Origin of the sequence: Brevundimonas sp. EAKA (assembly GCF_000698025.1) — a bacterium.
GTDB classification, from domain to species: domain Bacteria; phylum Pseudomonadota; class Alphaproteobacteria; order Caulobacterales; family Caulobacteraceae; genus Brevundimonas; species Brevundimonas mediterranea_A.
Window position 1 is genome coordinate 19,601 of sequence record NZ_JMQR01000003.1, and the last position, 19,750, is coordinate 39,350.

Annotated in this window: 19 protein-coding genes and 1 pseudogene; 11 read left to right on the forward strand and 9 right to left on the reverse strand. The window is 66.5% G+C overall.

Annotated elements, in window-relative coordinates; genetic code table 11:
• Positions 1-47: 47 nt before the first annotated feature.
• Complete coding sequence (locus ER13_RS01015) at positions 48-470, reverse strand: MarR family winged helix-turn-helix transcriptional regulator (RefSeq protein WP_154726889.1); 423 nt, start codon at positions 468-470, stop codon at positions 48-50.
• Positions 471-565: 95 nt separating this feature from the next.
• Here ER13_RS01015 and ER13_RS01020 point away from each other — a divergent pair, with 95 nt between their 5' ends.
• On the forward strand, positions 566-937 hold the full coding sequence (locus ER13_RS01020) for a VOC family protein (protein ID WP_035305485.1): 372 nt from the start codon (positions 566-568) through the stop codon (positions 935-937).
• A gap of 200 nt (positions 938-1,137) precedes the next feature.
• Here the strand turns inward: ER13_RS01020 and ER13_RS01025 are convergent, their stop codons facing one another.
• Positions 1,138-2,034, reverse strand: coding sequence for a LysR family transcriptional regulator (locus ER13_RS01025; protein WP_008263425.1), 897 nt, complete (start codon positions 2,032-2,034; stop codon positions 1,138-1,140).
• Between the two features lie 143 nt (positions 2,035-2,177).
• Here ER13_RS01025 and ER13_RS18910 point away from each other — a divergent pair, with 143 nt between their 5' ends.
• The 6 genes from ER13_RS18910 (at position 2,178) to ER13_RS01050 (ending at position 9,476) form a co-directional block, all read left to right on the forward strand.
• Entirely contained in the window at positions 2,178-2,711 is a 534-nt protein-coding gene (locus tag ER13_RS18910) for an alcohol dehydrogenase catalytic domain-containing protein (RefSeq protein ID WP_231492431.1), read from the forward strand.
• A gap of 41 nt (positions 2,712-2,752) precedes the next feature.
• On the forward strand, positions 2,753-3,208 hold the full coding sequence (locus ER13_RS18915; RefSeq protein WP_231492433.1) for a zinc-binding dehydrogenase: 456 nt from the start codon (positions 2,753-2,755) through the stop codon (positions 3,206-3,208).
• Positions 3,209-3,620: 412 nt separating this feature from the next.
• On the forward strand, positions 3,621-5,144 hold the full coding sequence (locus ER13_RS01035) for a TolC family protein (protein ID WP_050771613.1): 1,524 nt from the start codon (positions 3,621-3,623) through the stop codon (positions 5,142-5,144).
• 89 nt (positions 5,145-5,233) lie between these two features.
• Complete coding sequence (locus ER13_RS01040) at positions 5,234-6,202, forward strand: HlyD family secretion protein (protein ID WP_008264120.1); 969 nt, start codon at positions 5,234-5,236, stop codon at positions 6,200-6,202.
• A gap of 53 nt (positions 6,203-6,255) precedes the next feature.
• Complete coding sequence (locus ER13_RS17525; RefSeq protein ID WP_231492435.1) at positions 6,256-8,487, forward strand: ABC transporter permease; 2,232 nt, start codon at positions 6,256-6,258, stop codon at positions 8,485-8,487.
• Positions 8,488-8,858: 371 nt separating this feature from the next.
• Entirely contained in the window at positions 8,859-9,476 is a 618-nt protein-coding gene (locus ER13_RS01050) for a response regulator transcription factor (RefSeq protein ID WP_035305488.1), read from the forward strand.
• Between the two features lie 47 nt (positions 9,477-9,523).
• Here the strand turns inward: ER13_RS01050 and ER13_RS01055 are convergent, their stop codons facing one another.
• The gene (locus tag ER13_RS01055; protein WP_035305489.1) at positions 9,524-11,446 is read right to left on the reverse strand and encodes an ATP-binding protein; all 1,923 of its coding nucleotides are present in this window, start codon (positions 11,444-11,446) and stop codon (positions 9,524-9,526) included.
• A 186-nt stretch (positions 11,447-11,632) separates the two neighbouring features.
• Here ER13_RS01055 and ER13_RS01060 point away from each other — a divergent pair, with 186 nt between their 5' ends.
• From ER13_RS01060 to ER13_RS01070, 3 genes are read left to right on the forward strand one after another with little or no spacing between them, the layout of a single operon-like run.
• Positions 11,633-12,154 (forward strand): Dps family protein, encoded by a 522-nt coding sequence (locus ER13_RS01060; protein ID WP_035305492.1) that lies wholly within the window; start codon positions 11,633-11,635, stop codon positions 12,152-12,154.
• 44 nt (positions 12,155-12,198) lie between these two features.
• Positions 12,199-12,579: a response regulator transcription factor gene (locus ER13_RS01065; RefSeq protein ID WP_035305495.1), complete on the forward strand. Its 381-nt coding sequence runs from the start codon at positions 12,199-12,201 to the stop codon at positions 12,577-12,579.
• A complete protein-coding gene (locus tag ER13_RS01070) occupies positions 12,576-12,875 on the forward strand; it encodes a UBP-type zinc finger domain-containing protein (protein WP_035305496.1) in 300 nt (99 codons plus the stop codon). The genes ER13_RS01065 and ER13_RS01070 overlap by 4 nt, the downstream gene beginning before the upstream one ends.
• A gap of 61 nt (positions 12,876-12,936) precedes the next feature.
• Here the strand turns inward: ER13_RS01070 and ER13_RS01075 are convergent, their stop codons facing one another.
• Entirely contained in the window at positions 12,937-14,613 is a 1,677-nt protein-coding gene (locus ER13_RS01075) for an FAD-dependent oxidoreductase (protein WP_035305499.1), read from the reverse strand.
• A gap of 203 nt (positions 14,614-14,816) precedes the next feature.
• On the opposite strand from ER13_RS01075, the gene ER13_RS17530 reads away from it, so the two are divergent.
• Positions 14,817-15,392: a helix-turn-helix transcriptional regulator gene (locus ER13_RS17530; RefSeq protein ID WP_052004664.1), complete on the forward strand. Its 576-nt coding sequence runs from the start codon at positions 14,817-14,819 to the stop codon at positions 15,390-15,392.
• 6 nt (positions 15,393-15,398) lie between these two features.
• Here ER13_RS17530 and ER13_RS01085 read toward each other — a convergent pair.
• The 5 genes and pseudogenes from ER13_RS01085 to ER13_RS18560 form a co-directional block, all read right to left on the reverse strand.
• A pseudogene (locus ER13_RS01085) lies at positions 15,399-16,987 on the reverse strand (MFS transporter).
• On the reverse strand, positions 16,984-17,406 hold the full coding sequence (locus tag ER13_RS01090; RefSeq protein WP_035305502.1) for a DoxX family protein: 423 nt from the start codon (positions 17,404-17,406) through the stop codon (positions 16,984-16,986). The pseudogene ER13_RS01085 and the gene ER13_RS01090 overlap by 4 nt, the downstream one beginning before the upstream one ends.
• A 2-nt stretch (positions 17,407-17,408) precedes the next feature.
• Positions 17,409-19,373, reverse strand: a complete 1,965-nt coding sequence (locus tag ER13_RS01095) for an amidohydrolase (RefSeq protein ID WP_081836066.1) — start codon at positions 19,371-19,373, stop codon at positions 17,409-17,411.
• The gene (locus ER13_RS01100; protein ID WP_035305505.1) at positions 19,370-19,588 is read right to left on the reverse strand and encodes a DUF1427 family protein; all 219 of its coding nucleotides are present in this window, start codon (positions 19,586-19,588) and stop codon (positions 19,370-19,372) included. Before ER13_RS01100 ends, ER13_RS01095 begins: the two co-directional genes overlap by 4 nt.
• The gene (locus ER13_RS18560) at positions 19,585-19,728 is read right to left on the reverse strand and encodes a hypothetical protein (RefSeq protein WP_196066333.1); all 144 of its coding nucleotides are present in this window, start codon (positions 19,726-19,728) and stop codon (positions 19,585-19,587) included. The genes ER13_RS01100 and ER13_RS18560 overlap by 4 nt, the downstream gene beginning before the upstream one ends.
• Between the last annotated feature and the right edge of the window lie 22 nt (positions 19,729-19,750).

Sequence of the window (19,750 nt, forward strand, 5' to 3'; positions counted from 1 at the left end):
ATGGCGTCCCCAAGGGTCCCGAACGTCGCGCTTCCAGATAGTCATCGCTAACGAAGCGCTCCCGCGAGCCTCAGCAGCATCTCGGTGACTACCTGAGGATCAAGCGGGGACGCAGCTTCCCGTAAGCGCGCTTCCGCGTCGCCGACCATTCCGGCGGCCGCTTCCAGTGCTTCACGACCCTTGGCGGTCAGTTCGGTCGTTTGAACCCGCCCGTGTCGGGCATGGGGCGTCCGCATGATGAGGCCGGCGCGCTCCATCGCCACCAGGATGGCCTGCATCGTCTGAGGGGTCACGAACGCGCGACGGGCGAGCTCGGCGTTCGACGCCCCGGGCTCGACCGACAAAAAGGTGAGGACGGCATACTGGGGCGTGGTCAGCCCGAGCGTCCGCAGCTCGGCGTCCATGTGGGTGCGGAGAGCCTGTTGGGCCTGCTTCAGCGCAAAGCCGATGGTCGCATAAGGATCGTCCAACCGTGACTCCGTTTCCTCGCTTGACATATAAGGGTCCTTACAAAATATCAGCGCCCTGATACTAAGCGATTGTGCAGCCAGCGAAAGGCCCAGCCATGCCCCATCTGATCGGGCCCGACTTCATAGGCATCCAGGTCGAGGATATCGAGGCGGCGCGGACATTCTACACCGAGGTCGTCGGGCTCAAGGTCGCCGCCAACAGTCCGCCGGGCACCGTGGTGTTCGACACCAGCCCGATCCCGTTCGCCGTGCGCACACCCGTGATCGACCTGAAAGCACCGGGAGAACTCGGCAGAGGCGTCGCGATCTGGTTCGGTTGCGATGACGCGGACGCTCTGCATGAACGGCTCGTCGAGCATGGGACGCTCATCGTGTTCGCGCCGAAGGACGGGCCGTTTGGCCGCTACTTCGCGTTTCAGGATCCATTTGGCTACACGATCACCCCTCACACGGTCGCCCAGTCCTGACTGGAGGCGCTTCGTCGATCGAGTTCAGGGCGGGACGGTCGCTGAACGTCCGCTCTTCGGTGACGGTCCAGGGTCGCTTCCTGATTTGTCCGGAACGTTTCGCATGTCCGCTTACCCGACTCCCCGTCGCGCCTCGCCACGTCGCCGGCGGACACCATCTGTTGCTCGGGTCCGACGCGCCGCTCGCGGCTCGACCCTGCTCAGGGTTCGGCTTTCCTGACGAAGTCTATGAAGGCCCGCAGTGCTTCGGGCATCTGCCGCCGGCTCGGATAGTAGAGGTGAAAGCCCGGGAAGGGTTTGCACCAGTCTTCCAGCACCCGCACCAGTTCTCCGGTCTGCAGCCAGGGGGCGATGAAGCTTTCCGGGAGAAAGGCCACGCCGACCCCTTCCAGAGCCGCCGCAAGGATCAGATCGGTCTCATTGACCGTGATCCTGTTCTTGATGTCCATTTCGATCGGCCCGTCGGGACCCTCGAAGACCCACCGATATAGAGCCCCGGTCTCGCTCCACCGGTAGGTGACGCCCACATGGTCGTGAAGATCCCGCGGCGTCCGCGGCGGTGGTCGCCGCGAAAAATAGTCCGGGGAAGCCACGACCGCCATTCTGAGGTCGGGCGTCAACCTCAAGGCGATCATGTCCTGATGCACCAGGGCGCCGGATCGGATTCCCGCGTCGAAGCCCCTGGCGACGACATCGGTGAGGCTGTCATCGATCACCAGATCGAACCGAATGTCCGGATAGGCGACGAAGAATTCCGCGAAGAGGGGCGTAAGGATGAGCCGGGCTGCGATGCGAGGAAGGTTCAGCCTGACCAGACCCCGGGGCTGACCCTGCCGGGCGCCGGCCTCCTGAACCGCGCTGTCCAGTTCGGCCATCGCCGGCCGCATACGATCGACCAGGGCCAGGCCCGCTTCCGTGGGAGCCACGCTCCGGGTCGTCCTGTTGAGCAGTCGGACTCCAAGCCGATCTTCGAGGGCCCGGATGGTCCGGCTCAGGGCGGACGGCGACACACCGAGGCGGGTAGCGGCCTTCCTGAAGCTCCGATCGTCGAAGACGGCCATGAAGGCTGTCAGTTCGGCGAACTCTCCACCCTTCATATTGATGTCTCCAAAGGCAACAGCCCGTCCCGATTATAGAGGATTATCGTCGACAATCCGATCCCCCAGATTGTTGTGATGACAGCCACGGGCGCGCCGTCCGGCGTTTCTGATGGGTGTCCTCCGATTGGAAGGATCACGTGATGACGAACATGATGCGGCGTTGGGAAATGGACGCCCTTGGACGGGACAGGCTTGAACTGAAACAGGCTCCGATCCCGTCGCCGGGACCCGGAGAGGTGCTGGTCAAGGTGGCGGCGGTCGCGCTCAATTATCGCGACAAGATGGTGATCGAGTCCGGGCGGGGCCTGCCTCTCACCTTTCCGTTTACGCCGGGATCCGACCTGGCCGGAACGGTGGTCGCGCTCGGAAACGATGTCACGCGCCTCTCCATAGGGGACCGTGTGATCTCGACCTTCACCCCGGACTGGATCGACGGTCTGCGGCCGGGCGACGCCCGCACGCCGGCCTATCGGACACTGGGCGGCTTCTATCCGGGGGTGCTTTCGGAATATGTGGCGTTCCCGCAAGACTGGTTCGTTCACGCTCCGACGACTCTCGACGACGGTGAAGCGAGCACGCTGCCCGTCTCGGGACTGACGGCCTGGTTCGGCCTGGTCGAGCGTGCGGGGCTTCAGGCCGGGGACACGGTGCTGATCCCAGCACCGGCGGGGTAGCCATTTTTGGCCTCCAGATCGCTAGGGCTCACGGGGCCCGCGTGATCGTATGCGGCTCCGGCGAAAATCTCGACCGCGCCATGGCGCTCGGGGCGGACCATGTCGTCGACAATCAGACCGGAGATTGGGAGGAGGCGGTGCTCGCCATCACCGGGGATCGCGGCGCCGATCATATTCTCGAGGTGATCGGCGGATCGCATCTGGCGAGCTCGGTGAGGCTCGCGGCCGTTGGGGGCCATATCTGCCAGATCGGCGCCCTGGAAGGGTTCGATATCTCCGCTCCGGCCATGCCGTTGATGCTGAAGGACGTCACGATTCACGGCATCGGCACGGGCAGCCGGCGGGCGCTGGAACGTCTCGTGCGTGCGGTGGACCAAACAAGCCTCAAGCCCGTGATCGATACGCGATATCGGTTTGAGGATCTCTTCTCTGCGCTTGATCACCTGGATCGCAGCGCGTTCGGCAAGATCGTGATCGATCTCCAGGCAAGGGGCTGAGAGTTTCGCGATCGGCTATGCACGGAAATGTCGTGCGATCAGCCGATCGCGGCTCACGTGCAGGGCCGATCTGCGACATCAGCAAATGTGACTGTGCCTGACTCAAAGCGGAAGTCGGGAGGCCCGCTTACGGCGAGCCGCCAGAGCCCCAGGTCGTGTCGCGCCGCAGCTAGATCCTGCGCTTGGGCGTCAGCTCTGGCGACGTATTGCAGTCGCTGGATGAACCAGACCACGAAACTGCAGGCCAGCCGCGTTGCAAGCTAGCCTGAGAGCGGCCTCATGCTTGAGGTTGATACGTCCAGATGATTCCGGATGCGTAAGCGACAGACTGTGGCGCCTTCTCAACCGGCCGTCGCTGGACGGAGCGGCTGAGCTTGAGATAGTCTGTCACTGCTGACGGCGAGGTGAAGCAATGGCTACAGCTTGGATCGGCCGGGCTGTCGTCGTGGCTTTGGCTGGATTGGCGTCGAACGCTTTGGCGGCGGTCGCCCAGGTTCAGCTCGCGCCCGCAGAGACGACGCAGACGGGCGCCCCTATAGGTCTGACCTATGCTGCTGCTCAGGACCGTGTGCGGTTCGGTTCCAGTCTCGGGCGCGCCGCCGGCTATGGGATGCAGGCCGCGCAGGCGCAGGCCGATGTGGCGGCTGGATTGAATCGCCCGACGGTATCCCTCGACGCCCAGCTGATCCGATACCGCAAGACATTCGATCTGTCTCTGGGCGACGCGCTGGACCGCGCACAGGCCGAGCTCGGCGCCGCCCTTCCCGGGCTCATTGCAGACCTGCCTGGTGTGCCGGGCGACGTATTGCAGGGCGTCGGGCAGCGACTGGAAGCCGCTCTTCCGGAAATCTTCGCCGCCTTGCCGCAGGATGTCCGGCTCCAGGTTGACGACACTACATTTCGACCCACGGTGACCGCGCTTCAGCCGCTCTACACCGGCGGCGCGATTCCGGCCCTGCGACGGGCGGCGGCGGCCAATGTCGATCTGGCGCAGGCCAGACAGCAGGAGGCGGTCAGTCTGGAAGACGTCAATCTGGCGCGCGCCTATTTTGGCCAGGTGCTCGCAGCGGAAGCGCTGAAGATCGCCCATGAGACCCGGGACGGCTTCGACCTGCATCTGCGTAACGCCCGACTTCTGGAAGCCGAAGGCATGCTCAGCCATTCCCAGACCCTCCAGATCGAAGTCGCTCGCGACGCTGCTCAGCGGCAGGTGAACAGGGCCGAGCTGGAGCATGACAACGCCGTGGCGTCCCTCGCACGGGTCGTCGACGCCGACGCCGGAGTTGTTCCGACCACGCCCCTGTTCGTAAACCGCGACCCCGTCGGTCCGGCCGGCGTGTTTCTGGACCAGGCGAGCCAGGCGAACGCCCGTCTTGCGCAGGCCCAGGCCGGGCGCGATCTCGCCGAAGCGGGCGCCGATCTGGCGGCGTCACGGATGAAGCCGTCCGTCTATGCATTCGGGACCTACAACCTGAATCCAGACGACGCTCTGCCGACCGAGCCGGACTGGGCGGTCGGAATAGGCGCGCGCTACACCCTGATTTCGACTGTGGATCGACGGCGTATGCTGGGCGCCGCCCGCGCCCAGGCCTCGGCCGCTGCGGAGGTGGAACGGCAGGCCCGAGACGACGCACGATTGCTGGTCACGCGAGCGTACAACCAGGCGGAACTGGCGCGCCGTCAGTTTCTGAGCATGGACAGCAGCCTGGAGGCCGCCAGCGAAAATCTGAGAGTTCAGGAGATTGGTTTTCGGGAGGGCGAGGCCACGGCCGCCTCGGTGGTCGATGCCCGCAACCTTCTTGGAACTGCTCGTTTGCAACGCGCAGCAGCGGCTTACGAATATGATCTCAGCCTGGCCGCCCTGTTGGCGGCGGCGGGAAGCGATCTGACCCTGAACGACTACCTGCAACGCGAAGACCGGATCAGCGCGCCATGAGTGAGACGCCGCCTTTGGCAGAGAACCTGACAGACGGCGCGCCGGCCATCGCACCCGGTCGCACGTCTTCACGTCGGCGGATACTGCCTGTGATCGTGGGTGTCGGCCTCGTCCTGCTGATCGGCTTCATCATCGTGGGCCTCTTTCTCGCGGCCCGTCCCGCGAAAGACCAGGTTCAAGGCATGGTCGAGGCGGAGACCGTCACCGTCGCGACCAAGGTGCCCAGCCGCGTAGAGCGTTTCCTGGCCGCAGAGGGCGATCAGGTGAAGGCTGGTCAGGAGCTGGCCCTGATGAGCAGTCCAGAAATCGCGGCCAAGGACGCCCAGGCGCGCGCCTTGCTTCAATCGACAGAGGCCATCCAATCGATGAGCCGCGAAGGCGCGCGTGGCGAAGATGTGAAGACGGTTGAGTCGATCTGGCGCGCCGCCCAGGCGACGGCCCGCTTGGCGGACCAGACCGCGCATCGAGCGGAGAACCTGTTTGCCGAAGGCGTGATCTCCGCCCAGCGTCGTGACGAGGCCGTCGCCGCCCGGGCCGCCACGGCCTCGCAGAGCGAGGCGGCCCGCCAGCAGTATCTGAAGACTTTGGCTGGAACCCGGCCACAGGAAAAATCTGTGGCCGACGCCAACGTCCAGGGCGCTCGGGCCGCCGTCGCCGAGGTCGAAAGCCTGCAGGGCGAGACACGATTGCTCGCTCCACACAACGGCGAGGTGGCGGAGCGTTTCGCCAATGTCGGAGAGTTGGTGCTCACGGGCGTGCCAGTCTTCACGATTGTGGACATCGGCGATCCCTGGGTCGCATTCAGCGTGCGCGAGGATCAGTTCCGCGATCTGAAGATCGGCGTGATCGTGCATGGCGACGTGCCTGCACTCGGTGTCACCAACGCCGCCTTCCGGATCACCGCCATCAATCCTCAGGGCGAGTTCGCCACGTGGCGCTCCACCCGGCAGTCAAGCGGCTATGACGTGCGCAGCTTTCAGGTCAAAGCCAAGCCCGTTCGAGCGGTCAACGGCTTGAGGCCTGGCATGAGCGTTCTGTTCGATTGGTCCGCACGGTGAAGCGCGCGACGGCCGTCTTCGTATCGGCCGTTCAGGACGAAGCGCGTCTCTTGATGACCCGACCGTGGGACGCGTTCGTCGCTTTTGGTCTGCCGCTGATCCTGCTGACGGTGATCGCAGCAATGCTGGCCCCTGGCGTGATCCGTCAGGCTCCGGTCGCCGTGGTCGATCAGGACAACTCAGCCTTCAGCCGTGCTGCAATCCGTAACATGGAGGCGAGCCCTAGTGTGCGTGTGGTCCACGCTCCGGCGACGATGCAAGAGGCCATGACCTTGATGCGGCGGGGTGAGATTTACAGCGTCGCCCATTTTCCGGCGGGTTTTTCTGACGGCGCGTTCCGTCGCCCGGAACAGGTGACAGTCTCCTTCAATGGCGCCTTCCAGACCGTCGGCGCCCTGTCCGCATTGGGGCAGAGTACGGCCATTGCGTCAGCGGCGGGCCCGCAACTGCAGGAGCGGGCACGCCAGAGCGGAGTGCCTGAGACCGCACTGCAGCCGCCCGCCGTCCAGGTGTCGATCGTCGGCAATCCCCAACTTAGCTTCGAGCTGTTCCTCGGCGGACTGTTGGCGCCTGGCGTCCTTCATCTGCTGGCCGCCTGTTCAGCGGTGCTGGCGGTCGGTCGGCTGATGCAGGGCGGTTCCTTCAAAACCTTCAGGTCCCAAACGGGCGGCTGCACGACGACAGCCCTGATGGGACGTCTGACGCCGCACTTCGTGATCTTCAGCCTGTGGGGACTGTGCTGGATCGCCTGGCTGAGCGGCGTGCGGGGCTGGGGTGTGGCCGGTTCTCTCCCCTTGCTGACGCTTGGCGTGCTCGCCCTGATGGCGGTGAGCGTCGTCTTGTCCGCTTTGCTGGTTACGGCGCTCGGAGACGTGGACACGGCGTTCTCGGCCACCGCCATCTATTCCGGCGCGGCCATCGCCTTTTCAAACGGCACTCTGCCGCTGGATCACGGGCCACGCTTCGCCCGGATCTGGAGCGATATTCTGCCCTATTCTCACTATCTGCGACTGCAGACGGGCCAGCTGGTCACGGGTGCGGCTACGGATGCGGCGTGGCGAGACTTGATGATCCTAGGCGGCGTCGCTGTGATCGGTCTGATCCTGTCAGCGCTTCTCATCCGGCTGCGCTCGCGTTTCGCCCCCAAGCCGGAAACGCTCAGCTTCTCACTTCCCCAGCAGGGCGTCACCGCCGCCTTCATCGCAACTTTCCGCAATCTGCCGCACGCACGGCCCGTCAACAGCCTGCTGATCCTGGCTGTCGTATTCTACGCCTTCTACTATCCCGCCGCCTACGCCGGGCAGGCGGCGGCAGGTCTGCCCGTCGCCGTGGTGACCCCGACGCAAAGCGCATTGACGCGCGCCCTTGTCGAAGACCTGAACGCCTCACGCGAGGTCGAGGTCGCCGCCGTCATCCCGTCCTCCGCTGAGGGCTTTGAACTGATGCGGCGCGGCGTGATCGATGGCGTCGTCGTCCTGCCCCGGCGGTTCGAACCCGATCTGGTGAGAGGGGCGCCGACGGGCTTGGCGATCTGGCTGAACGGCGGCTATCTGGTTCGTGTCACAGCTGTCGGCAAGGCCGTCGCCGCAGCGGCGGCGCATGTCGCCGACGCGCAGTTGGAAGGCCTTCCTGACATCGCCCGCGCAGTCCGGTTGGCGCCGACCCTGAAGCAGGACTCCCTGTTCAATCCAACCGAGGGCTATGGCGGCTACGCCGTGCCGGCGGTCAGTCTGATCATCCTGCAACAGACGCTTTTGATGGGCGCCGGCGTGGTCGCAGCGGTTCGTCGAGAAACGGGCGCGCCTCCTCTGAGACGCAGCGTGCGCCTGGGTCTATGGCTGGCGCTGATAGCAATCGGGACCGCGTCCAGCCTGTTCTATTTCGGCTTTGTCTTCTGGCTTCAGGACTACCCGCGCGCAGGGAACCTGATCGGCGTCTTGCTGCTGGCGCCGATTTTTTCAGCAGGAGTTTCCGCCTTGGGTCTGCTCCTGGGCGGTCTGTTTGATCGACATGAGCGCGTCTTGCAGGTGCTGGTCGGCACGTCCGCGCCCCTGTTCTTCCTGTCCGGCGCCGCCTGGCCGCACTTCATGATGCCGAAGATGCTCGTCTGGCTCGCTCATCTTTCACCGTCCACCGCTGCGGTTCAGGCCTTCGTTCGCTTGAACGCCATGGGGGCCAGCCTTGGCGAAGTCGCGGCTTCGGCGGCCATTCTGACAGGCCTCGCCGCCGTCTATGGCGGCTTGTGGCTCATGCGCGGCTCTCTCCGCGTCGATCTCAGCCGATAGTGCTTGGGGGACGAGGAGATACGTTAGCGTGGGAGTAGGGGGGCGCGCCTCGGGATGCGGCCTCTGGCGAGGGTAGCCTTACGGTTTGATGTCTCTGAGTTAAGCTGATGACGGGGGGATCGACACATGACTCTATGGACGATGATCCTCCCGTCGGAGAGCCGGTACGTGTGGACAAAACTGGCCTGCATCGTTTTGCCGTCTTAGCTTAGAGACGGCCGCCACAGCTGTCCGATCCCGCACGGCAGGTTGGCCCCGATCCGATAGGGTTGGGCTTGATCCCTGTATCAGGCTTGAGGGTAGGCCGGATCATTGCAATGCTTTTTCAGGCTCCGTAGTCAGGATACGCGGACTCTTGAGGAGGGGGTGGAATGGAGCTGGAGAAACCGGTCGTGATCGTGATCGACGACGATCCGATGGTGCGCCGCGCCCTGGACTCGCTGTTTCGATCGATCGGCCTGGCGACCGCCCTGTATGAATCCGCCACCGCCTTTCTGGCGAGCGAGCCGCCGAAGGCCAACAGCTGCATCATCACCGATGTGCGAATGCCCGGCGTCAGCGGCCTGGATTTTCAGAAGACCCTTGCGGCCCAGGGCGTGGCGACGCCCGTCATCCTGATCACAGGCCACGGCGACGTCCAGATGTCGGTGCGGGCGATGAAGGCGGGGGCGGTGGACTTCCTGACCAAACCTTTCCGCGACCAGGACCTGATCGACGCGGTCAACGAGGCTCTGGAGCGCGACCGTCGCACCCGCGAGCGCGCCAGCGACGTCGCCGGCGCCGAGGCGCGCTACGCCCAGCTGACCCCGCGCGAGCGGCAGGTGATGGACCTGGTCGTCGCGGGCCTGATGAACAAGCAGACGGCGGCCGAGCTGGGCCTCAGCGAGATCACCGTCAAACTGCATCGGTCCAGCCTGATGCGGAAGATGGAGGTCCATACGGTGGCGGATCTGGTGCGCCTTTCCCAGGACCTGAAGGCCCAGGCCTAAGCGCCGGTTCACGCGTCGGTGGAGCCGCAACCGGCTTCCGGAAACGGTCAGGCTCCGGGCGGATCCGAAAGGAGCGGCAGGCGGATCGAAAGCCGCGCCCCGGCGCCTGGCCCGGAGACGATGCTGACTGTCCCCTCGTGGGCCTCCACGGTTGATCGGCAGATGGCCAGACCCAGGCCCATTCCGTTCGGGCGGGTGCTGAAGAAGGCGTCGAAGGCGCGCTGGGCGCTGTCCGGATCGAACCCCGGCCCGTTGTCGATGACGTCGATGACCGCATGGCCGTCTTTGAGGCAAGTGCGCATCTCGATGGTCGGGGCGGGGGTTCCGGCGGCGGTCATGGCCTGGGCGGCGTTCGTCACCAGATTGACCAGCGCCTGCTGCAGCAGCACACGGTCGGCCTGGACATGGCCGTCGGCGGCGGAGAGCGTGACGCGCACCGGAATGTTCAGGCGTTCAAGATCGTCGCGCACCAGCCGCAGAGCCTCCGCGGCCAGGGCGTTGACGGCGACCACCTCGGTCTCGGGCTTGGCGCGGCTGACCAGCTTGCGCACCCGCTTCACCACGCCTGTGGCGTGGCGGGTGGCGTTCAGTACGTCCGCCAGCGCCTCGCGCGTCTCCTCCAAGTCGGGCGGAGACCGGTCCATCCAGCGCAGCGCGGCCTCAGCCGAGGTCATGATGGCTGCCAGCGGTTGGTTCACCTCATGGGCGATGGAGACGGACAGTTCGCCCATGGCGGCGGCGCGCAAGGCGTGTTCCGCCTCCTGCTTTGCATGGTCGAAGGCGAGCTGCAGGCGGCGTCGTTCGGTGATGTTCAGCACGACGGCCTGGACCCGGTCCGCTTCGTGCCCCGGCGGCGGGAAGGTGATGGCGACGATGATCGGGATCGCCTCGCCGCGCCGGTTCAGAACCTCGGTTTCGGCCTGATAATAGCCGCGCCCCTCGTCGAAGGCGATCAGGAAGTCGATGAAACTCCCTTCTGCCGGCGGCAGGATTTCAGCCAGGCTGTGGAAGAAGTCTTCCTTGCGCTCGACGTCCATCAGCGTCAGGGCCGTGTCGTTGACGTCTGTGATGGGGATCATCTGCTGGGCGTCGCGGACGAATTCGGGATGCTGGAGCAGATAGGCGTGCAGATCCTCCACGCCCGATTCCCGCAGCCCCTTTAGCGCCGCGCGCAGAGGGCCGAAGTCATGCTCCCAGATGCCCACGGCCAGGGTGTTGAAGATGTTGCGATACCGCACTTCGCTGGCGCGCAGGGCGGTGTCGGCCGCCTTGCCGGCGGTAATGTCGGTGTTCGATTCCAGAATGACCGGGGGCTTTCCGGGATCGTGCTCGTCAAGGGTCCAGCGGCTCAGCACGATCAACCGGCCGCCGCCGCGGCATTGATGGCTGATTTCGCCCTCCCACAAGCCATTGGCGTGCAGATGGTCGTTGATCGCCTCCAGCGACGTCGGGAAGCGGGACTGAAGAAGTTCGTGGGAGTTTCGCCCGACGGCCTCCTGCCGGCTCCAGCCGTACAGACGTTCCGCGCCGCGGTTCCAGAACAGGATTTGACCGTCTGGCGAACGGGTGAAGATGGCGTCGTGGGTCACGTCCAGAAGGGCGGCCTGACCGACCAGGGTCTGGCGGTCGCGAAGCGTCTTGACGATCAGAAAGCCGGTGATGCTGATGGCGGCGACGCTGACGCAATAGCGCAGCAGGGTCGCGAACTCCGGGTTCAGCCCGTGATCGAACAGCAGGCTGAAGGTCGCCAGGCCGATCATGCCGAAGAACAGAAGCTGGACCCGGCGGATCGACAGGAAGTCCCCCAGCATCAGCAGCGGCACGACATAGAAGACGGCGACGGCGCTGATCAGCGGGGTGAAGGTGTCGAGCAGGAAGATGATGAGGATCAGCACAGGACTGATCATCAGACGCAGGCGGCGCAGGACGGCCGCAACCGAGAGATTCTGATCGTTTTGGACTGAATTCACCGGCAGTCCCTCCCGACCCCTGTTTGCCTCATCACGCTAATCAGCACGCGGCGTCCGGGCAATGACAGGCTTCGCCCCCGCGTCGCAAGACCATGCGTCTGTTCAAATTCCACGCGTCCGATGCAAGAGCCGCAGGGCCGGCGGGCCTAACGTCCAGATCACAGACAAGCCCCCAAAGGAATCGTCATGGACCGCCAAACCCTCGAAACCCGCCGTCTGGCCCCCCTCAGAACCCCCACGGGTCTGACGGCCGAGGCGACCCAGGACATCAGCGGCGCGATGAACGCCCTGCTGGCCGATGTCTTCGCCCTGTATCTGAAGACCAAGAATTTCCACTGGCACATGTCGGGCCCGCACTTCCGCGACTACCACCTGATGCTGGACGACCAGGGCGACCAGATCCTCGCCATGACCGATCCGATCGCCGAGCGGGTGCGCAAGGTCGGCGGGACGACCCTGCGCTCCATCGGCCAGATCAAGACGCTGCAACGCGTGCTGGACAATGACGCCGACTACATCAGCCCCGAGGACATGCTGGCCGAGCTGCGCGACGACAACGCCGACCTGGCCCAGCGCATGCGCGCCGCCCACACGGTCTGCGATGAACTGGGCGACGTCGCCACCACCAGCCTGCTGGAAAACTGGATCGACGAGACCGAACGCCGCGTCTGGTTCCTGTTTGAAGTCAGTCGTCGCGGCAACGCCTGATCTCTCGCAGACCAGCAGCCAGTCTGGAAAGCAGAGACCCCGCCATGCCCTCGTCTCCCCTGATCGCGATCATCGATGACGACGGCATGGTGCGCGCCAGCCTGACGCGGTTGTTGCGGTCCATGGGCCTGCGAGTGCTGGGGTTCGACTCCGCCGAGGTCTTCCTCGCGGGGTCGATCCATCTGGTCGACTGCGTCATCTCTGATATGCAGATGCCGGGGATGAGCGGCCTGGCGCTGCAACAGCAGGTTCTGGTCGACCGACCCGACCTGCCGGTGATCTTCATAACGGCCTATCCAGACGAACCGACCCGGTCGCGCGCCCTGACGGCGGGGGCGGTCTGCTATCTCGAAAAGCCCTGTTCCGCCGACGCCCTGTCGCGCTGTCTCGACCGCGCCCTAACCCCTGAACCGAGAGTCACATGACCTGCTCGCACCTGAACACCATCAAGCGCGTCACGCCCAGCGCGTCGGGGTGCGAGGAGTGTCTGAAGATCGGCAGCTGGTGGGTGCATCTGCGGCTATGCCGGGAATGCGGCCATGTCGGCTGCTGCGACGAGTCGCCGAACCGTCATGCCCGCGCCCATTTCAACACGACCCGCCACCCGATCATCGAAGGCTATGACCCCCCCGAAGGCTGGGGCTGGTGCTATGTCGACGAACAGGAGGTGGATGTCGGCGCGCCCACGCCGCATCCCGGACCGATCCCGCGCTTCTTCTGAACAGACCTGAAACCAGACGGCCGCCTCCGGTCCGGAGGCGGCCGTTCTTGCATTCCAGCCCTCAGTCGCGGCCCAGCGAGGCCAGATAGGCGTGAATGGCCTGGACCACGACCGAGCCTTCCCCGACGCCGGCGGCCACCCGTTTGACCGAGCCGGAGCGGACGTCGCCGACGGCGTAGATCCCCGCCCGCTCGGTCTCATAGGCCGAGGCCCCCGGCCGCAGGTCCGGCGTCTGGCCCGGCCGCAGACAGGTGACGACAAAACCGCTGTCGTCCAGCGCCAGACAGTCCGCCACCCATTCGGTATTGGGCCTGGCGCCGATCATGACGAACAGGGCGTGGGCGGGGATCCGGGTCGTCTGGCCCGTGCGGCGGTCGGTCCAGGCCACGCCGGACAACAGCCGGTCGCCCTCCAACTGCGTCACCTCGGTGTGGGGATACAGGGTGATGCGGGGCGAGCGCTGGATGCGCTGGACAAGATAGTCGGACATGGTCTCTGACAGGCCGGGGCCGCGCACCAGCATGTGAACGTGGCCGACGTGGCGCGACAGATACATGGCGGCCTGGCCGGCCGAATTGCCGCCCCCGACCACGACCACGTCCAGACCGCTGCACAGTTTCGCCTCCATGGCGGTGGCGGCGTAGTGGATGCCGTGGCCTTCGAACCGGGCGTAGTCGGGCACGTCCAGCTTGCGATAATGGGCGCCGGTGGCCACCACCACAGCGCGGGCCTGGACGATCTGATCGTCTTCCAGCCGGATATGGAACGGGTGGACGCCGCAGTCCAGGGCCACGGCGCCGCGCGAAATGGCCATGCGCGCACCGAATTTCTGGGCTTGGATCAGGGCGCGCCCGGCCAGGGCCTGGCCGGAGATGCCGGTGGGGAAGCCCAGGTAGTTCTCGATCTTGGAGCTTGTGCCGGCCTGGCCGCCGGGGGCCAGGGCCTCGATCACCGCAGTCGACAGGCCCTCGGACGCGGCATAGGTCGCCGCCGCCAATCCGGCCGGACCGGCCCCGACCACCACGACGTCCCAGACCTCGTCCGGATCGAACCGCTCCGTCAGGCCCAGATGGTCGGCCAGTTCCGGCAGGCCGGGATTGGACAGGACGGAGCGGTCGGGCGAGATCACGACGGGCAGATCGCCGGCCCCGACCGCGAACACCTCCATCAGCTGGGCCGCCGCAGGATCGGTCTGGGGATCGACCGTGCGCAATGGGTAAGAGTTGCGGATGATGAACCGCTCAAGCCGCTGGGTGTCGCCGTCGTTGGGATCGCCGATCAGCAACACGCCCGCCTGGGCGTGATACAGGAACCCCATCCGGCGCAGGATGAAGGCGCGCATGATCAGCTCGCCGATGTCGGGCTCCGACGACATCAGCCGGGCCAGGTCGTCGTGATGGACACGGATCACCCGCCCCGGACCGGTGGACCGCCCCTCCACCAGCAGGGCGCGTTCCGAGACCTGGTCCAGCTCGCCTGTGAACTGATGGGCCTGGTGGGTCACCAGCAGTTCGTCGGCGCCCTGATCGTCCTGGCGGATGATGGCGATCTCGCCCTGGACCACCACGAAGAAGTCGGCGCGTCGGTCGCCGCGCCGGAACAGCACCTGGCCCGCAGCCACGGCTTCCTCTTCGCCATAGTTGCGCACCCGGTCCATCATCTCGTCGCTGAGGCGGGGATAGACCTGGGCGGTGCGGGCGTAGGGGTCTTCGGTGATCAAGGGATCGGCGGACGCCATGGCGGTCCTCCAGAGGGGGCTGTGATCGGGCCATCATCGCTGCGATGCGGGTTTCGCGCTTGTACCAAACCCGCGCCGCGCCGACCCCATACCAAAGGTTAGGCGCCCAAGACCAAGTCGGGGTCTGACCAACCGATCGTTCAATGGCGGACAGGGGCGGCCCCCGTCAGTTTGGGTGCAGGACAAAAACCCCGGAGGCCGCAATGACCGACCTACTCGCCACCTTCCCCGACACCCGCATGGCGGCGCCGTCGCTGGAGAACCTGGGCCCGACCGCCTTCCGCATCCTGGCGGAAGTGGACGGGGCGCTGGACCGCAACGCCGCCGCGGCACGGCACGGCCTGGGCCAGCTTCAGGCCCTGCTGCGCGCCCTGCCGGTCTGGTCGGGCGAAGCCTATGACCGGTCGCGCGAACCGGTCCGCGAGGCCGAGCCCGCACGCGGCGGCCTGGCGCCCTGGCAGATGAAGCGGGTGGCCGAGTTCGTGGGCGAGAGCCTGGACGACCGGATCCATGTCGAGGACCTGGCCTCTCGCGTCCGGCTCAGCGCCAGCCATTTCTGCCGCGCCTTCAAGGTCACGACCGGCGAGACGCCCCACGCCTATGTGATGCGGCGCCGCCTGGAGAAGGCCAAGGCCATGATGTTGAGCACCGACGAAAGCCTGTGCCACATCGCCGACGCCTGCGGCCTGGCGGATCAGGCGCACCTGACCCGCCTGTTCCGCCGCCACCTGAACGCCACCCCCTTCCAATGGCGCCGCGACAGCCGCGTGGCCGCCTGAGCCGCTTCAGGTCGAGGGGGCGATCAGGTGGCGAACCCGGGGCGGCTGATCGCCGATGTGGAAGCGCTGAATCTGGGCCTGGGTCAGATGATCGTCACGGGTGATCCGCTCGTGCTGACGCAGATGCTCCAGCCAGCTGGGAACCACGAAGCTCTCGACGACCAGGCCCGGTTCGGCCGCATCCTCGAACAGATACCAGTTCAGGGCGCCGTCACGTTTGCGCACCGCCTTCAGCGGCCGCATCGCCTGAACGAAGGCGGGGACCTGGATCGGATCGATACGGTATTCGATCAGGATCATCACCGGCCGGCGATCCGCCGCAGGCGTCCCCGCAACGGTCGGCTCGACCCAGTGGCCCGACGGCGTCAGGTCCAGGGCGCCGGCGGCCGGCAGGCGGAAACGGAAGGCGACGCCGGTGGCCAGGAACAGGGCGACGCCCGCCACGGTCAGGGCGGTGGCGATGTCGGTGCGGCTGGCCAGCCCGCCCCAGGCCAGGCTTCCGGCCGTCATGGCTCCCTGGAACACCAGCAGATAGACCGCCAGGGCGCGCGCCTTGACCCAGGTCGGCACGGCCATCTGGGCGGCGACGTTCAGCGCCGACAGCATGGTGATCCAGGCCAGGCCGGCGAAGACCATGACGCCGCCCGCCACAATAGCGTCGCCCACATGAGCCAGGGCCAGGGTCGCGGCGGCGAAGACGACCGAGCCGACGATGGACAGGGTGTTGGAGCTGACGTGTTTGCGCACCCGCGCCAGGGCCACCGCCCCGATTATGGCGCCCACGCCCATACAGCCCAGCAGGGCGCCGTATCCGGCGGCGTCCAGGCCCAGGACGCGCCGACCCAGCACGGGCAGCAGGGCCCACAGGGCGCTGGAAAACAGGAAGAAGGCGACCGAGCGCAGCAGCACCAGCTGTAGCGCCGGCGCGTGGCGGGCGTAGCGATAGCCGGTCCGCAGGGCGCCCAGGAAATGTTCGGGCGGCAGGTCGCCCAGGGTGGGCTTGCGTTTCCAGGCGACCAGAACCCCCAGCACCGCCAGAATCGAGACGGCGTTCAACGCATAGACCGCCGCCGATCCCGCCACGGCGACGATGACCCCGCCCAGGGCGGGCCGATGGCGCGGGCGATATTGATGCCCAGGCCGTTCAGGGCGATGGCGTCGGCCAGGGCGGGCTTTTCCACCAGTTCGGGCACGATGGCCTGAAACGCCGGCGCGCTGAGGGCCGCGCCCAGGCCCATGACGGCGGTCAGGGCCAGCAGGATCAGCGGCGTGGTCAGACGCAGATGCGTCACCGTCGCCAGACTGGCCGCCCCGACCAGGATCAGCAGCTGGGCGGCGATCAGCAGTTTGCGCCGGTCGACCACATCGGCCAGGGCTCCGCCGGGCAGGGCGAACAGGAACATCGGCAGGGTGGTCGCCGCCTGGACCATGGCCACCCACAGCGGGCTGGGCGACAGCGAGGTCATCAGCCACGACGAACCGACGTCGTTCATCCAGGTGCCGATGTTCGACACGATGGTCGCGATCCACAGGGCGCGGAACAGCGGCGTGGCCAGCGGTCCGCGGCTTGCAGCGGGGGCGGGCGCGCCGCTCATGCGCGGCGGCGCTCGGCCAGGACGGCCGCCAGGATCAGTCCGCCGATCAGGCCCAGATTGGCGGTGAAGGCGTTCATGTCATGGAAGCGCGCCATGGGATCCGGCAGGGTCCAGAAGGCGTGGCCGATCAGATCGGCCAGGGCGGTGAAGACGCCCAGGGCGCCGGCGCCCAGCCAGGTCCGGCGTTTCAGGATCACCGCCAGCGACCCGCCGATCTGCAGCAGGATCACGGCGACCGCGACCAGGGCCGCCGGCTGCAGCCCGAAATGAACCGCCTCGCCGACGGCCGAGGGGAAGTCGAACAGTTTCAGCACGCCGCTGATCCAGAAGGGCGAGGTCAGCAGGAGGCGGCCGATCAGGGCCACGCCCGGCGCGTCGAGCAGGGTGGCGATGGGGCGGGGCGTGGTCGATGCGGTCATGATCACACCGCCCAGCAGGCGCAGCCCAGGGCGCCCCAGAAGGATTTGTGGTCGGCCGCCGAGGCCTGAAGCCGGGCCGTGGCCGCATGGTCATGGCCGTGGACGCCGCAGGCGGTGGTGCATCCGCAGGCCGCCGCCACCTTGGCGAAGAAGCCGGTCCGTTCCTGCGTCTTGGTCGTGTGATAGCCGCCGAAAGCGCGGACCGGCGACCAGTCGGGCGTCGGCGGCGGGATCGGCGGGGCCTCGCGGCTGAAGTCGCCGGCGCCCCAGACCACCTGGCCGCCCAACAGGGTCAGGTCGCTTTCGATATGGACGATTTCCTCCTCGGCGACGGAGAAATAGTCGCGGTCCAGCACGACCAGATCGGCCAGTCGGCCGACCGCGATGACGCCCTTCTTGCCCTCTTCGTTCGAGAACCAGGTATTGGCCTCGGTCCACAGGCGTAAGGCCGTCTCGCGGTCTTGCCGCTGGGCGGCGGGATACATGCGCAAACCGCCCAGGCTCTTGCCCGTGACCAGCCAGCTCAGCGAGACCCAGGGGTTATAAGAGGCCACGCGGGTGGCGTCCGTGCCCGCGCCCACGGGGATTCCGGCCGCCAGCATCTTCGAGATCGGCGGGCTGTCGGCCAGGGCCTCGGCGCCATAGCGTTCGGCGAAATCCTCTGCCTGGTACATCATGCGGTGCTGCACGGCGATGCCGCCGCCCAGGGCCGCGATCCGGTCGATGTTGCGTTCGCTGATCGTCTCCGCGTGGTCGAAGAACCAGTGCAGGCCGTCGAACGGCATGTCGCGGTTGACCTTTTCATAGACGTCCAGCGCCCGGTCGATGGTCTCGTTATAGGTGGCGTGCAGCCGCCAGGGCCAGCGTTGCTCGACCAGTTGGCGGATCACCGGCTCCAGGTCGGTCTCCATATTGGCCGGCATGTCGGGGCGCGGCTGGCGGAAGTCCTCGAAGTCGGCGGCGGAGTAGACCAGCATCTCGCCGGCGCCGTTGTGACGGTAATAGTCGTCGCCCTGGCCGGGCCGCACCTGTTTGCCCCAGGTCTTGAAGTCGTTCAGCTCTTCCTTGGGCTTCTGGGTGAACAGGTTGTAGGCCAGACGCACGGTCAGCTGGCCGTCTTCGTGCAGCTTCTCGATGATCTCATAGTCGTCGGGATAGTTCTGGAAGCCGCCGCCGGCGTCGATCACGCTGGTCACGCCCAGCCGGTTCAGCTCGCGCATGAAGTGGCGGGTGGAGTTCAGCTGATACTCCTCCGGCAGCTTCGGCCCTTTGGCCAGGGTCGAATACAGAATCATGGCGTTGGGCTGGGCGATCAGCATGCCGGTGGGCTCGCCCGCGGCGTCGCGCTGGATCTCGCCGCCCGGGGGATTGGGCGTGTCCTTGGTGTAGCCGACGGCGCGCAGGGCGGCGCGGTTAAGCAAGGCGCGGTCATACAGGTGCAGGATGAAGACCGGGGTCTCGGGCGCGGCTGCGTTGATCTCGTCCAGGGTCGGCAGGCGTTTTTCGGCGAACTGGTGGCGGGTGAAGCCGCCGACGACACGCACCCACTGGGGCGGCGGGGTGTTGGCCGCCTGGGTCTTCAGCATGGCCATGGCGTCGGCCAGGCTGGGCACGCCGTCCCAGCGCAGCTCCATATTATAGTTCAGCCCGCCGCGAATGACGTGGGTGTGGCTGTCGATCAGGCCCGGCACCACGCGACGACCGCCCAGGTCGATGATCCTGGTCTGCGGTCCGGCGGTGGGGATGATCTCGCGCGCCGAACCGACGGCGGTGAAGACCCCGTCCTTGACCGCGGCTGCGTCGGCGTTGGGATTGGCGCGGTCCAGGGTGGTGAAACGGCCCCCGTGCAGGATCAGGTCGGGAGAAGCGGTCGGGGCTGCGGTCATCGGTGAACTCCGGGCGAATGCGGCGGGGGCCATGCCGGCCAGGCCGAGGGCGGTGATCGTGGTGCGACGGGTCTGGCTCATCGCGCGGCGTCGGGGGCTTGGACTTGGGCGGCGACCACGGCCGGCGGGGGCGGGGTCATCCTGTGCCGGACGTACTGGGTCGCCTGTTCGCCCAGCAGCATGCCCAGAAGACCCAGCAGGGCCACATAGGGCGGAGCCGGCGAACGGACGTTCAGCAGGCCGTAGACCACCCCGACCAGAAGGCCGACGGCCAGGGCGATGAGGAAGGGTTTCATTGCGGGTCTTCCCGGCGGTCGATGGAGACGGGGTCGCTGGCGGGGAAGCTGTCGTCCAGAGCCTCGTCGAGTGCCTCGTCGAGGTCCGGATCAGGCGCCGCCGGGACGTCCGTATGCTCAGGGTCGATGCGGTCGGTCATGGCGGCGCCTTTCAGATCAGGA

Coding starts and splice junctions, on each gene's coding strand:
- ER13_RS01065 (WP_035305495.1), top strand. CDS start 12,199: ATGCCCTCGTCTCCCCTGATCGCGATCATCGATGACGACGGCATGGTG.
- ER13_RS01090 (WP_035305502.1), bottom strand. CDS start 17,406: ATGACCGCATCGACCACGCCCCGCCCCATCGCCACCCTGCTCGACGCG.
- ER13_RS01075 (WP_035305499.1), bottom strand. CDS start 14,613: ATGGCGTCCGCCGATCCCTTGATCACCGAAGACCCCTACGCCCGCACC.
- ER13_RS01025 (WP_008263425.1), bottom strand. CDS start 2,034: ATGAAGGGTGGAGAGTTCGCCGAACTGACAGCCTTCATGGCCGTCTTC.
- ER13_RS17525 (WP_231492435.1), top strand. CDS start 6,256: ATGACCCGACCGTGGGACGCGTTCGTCGCTTTTGGTCTGCCGCTGATC.
- ER13_RS01050 (WP_035305488.1), top strand. CDS start 8,859: ATGGAGCTGGAGAAACCGGTCGTGATCGTGATCGACGACGATCCGATG.
- ER13_RS01060 (WP_035305492.1), top strand. CDS start 11,633: ATGGACCGCCAAACCCTCGAAACCCGCCGTCTGGCCCCCCTCAGAACC.
- ER13_RS01070 (WP_035305496.1), top strand. CDS start 12,576: ATGACCTGCTCGCACCTGAACACCATCAAGCGCGTCACGCCCAGCGCG.
- ER13_RS01100 (WP_035305505.1), bottom strand. CDS start 19,588: ATGAAACCCTTCCTCATCGCCCTGGCCGTCGGCCTTCTGGTCGGGGTG.
- ER13_RS01020 (WP_035305485.1), top strand. CDS start 566: ATGCCCCATCTGATCGGGCCCGACTTCATAGGCATCCAGGTCGAGGAT.
- ER13_RS18910 (WP_231492431.1), top strand. CDS start 2,178: ATGACGAACATGATGCGGCGTTGGGAAATGGACGCCCTTGGACGGGAC.
- ER13_RS18560 (WP_196066333.1), bottom strand. CDS start 19,728: ATGACCGACCGCATCGACCCTGAGCATACGGACGTCCCGGCGGCGCCT.
- ER13_RS01095 (WP_081836066.1), bottom strand. CDS start 19,373: ATGAGCCAGACCCGTCGCACCACGATCACCGCCCTCGGCCTGGCCGGC.
- ER13_RS17530 (WP_052004664.1), top strand. CDS start 14,817: ATGACCGACCTACTCGCCACCTTCCCCGACACCCGCATGGCGGCGCCG.
- ER13_RS01035 (WP_050771613.1), top strand. CDS start 3,621: ATGGCTACAGCTTGGATCGGCCGGGCTGTCGTCGTGGCTTTGGCTGGA.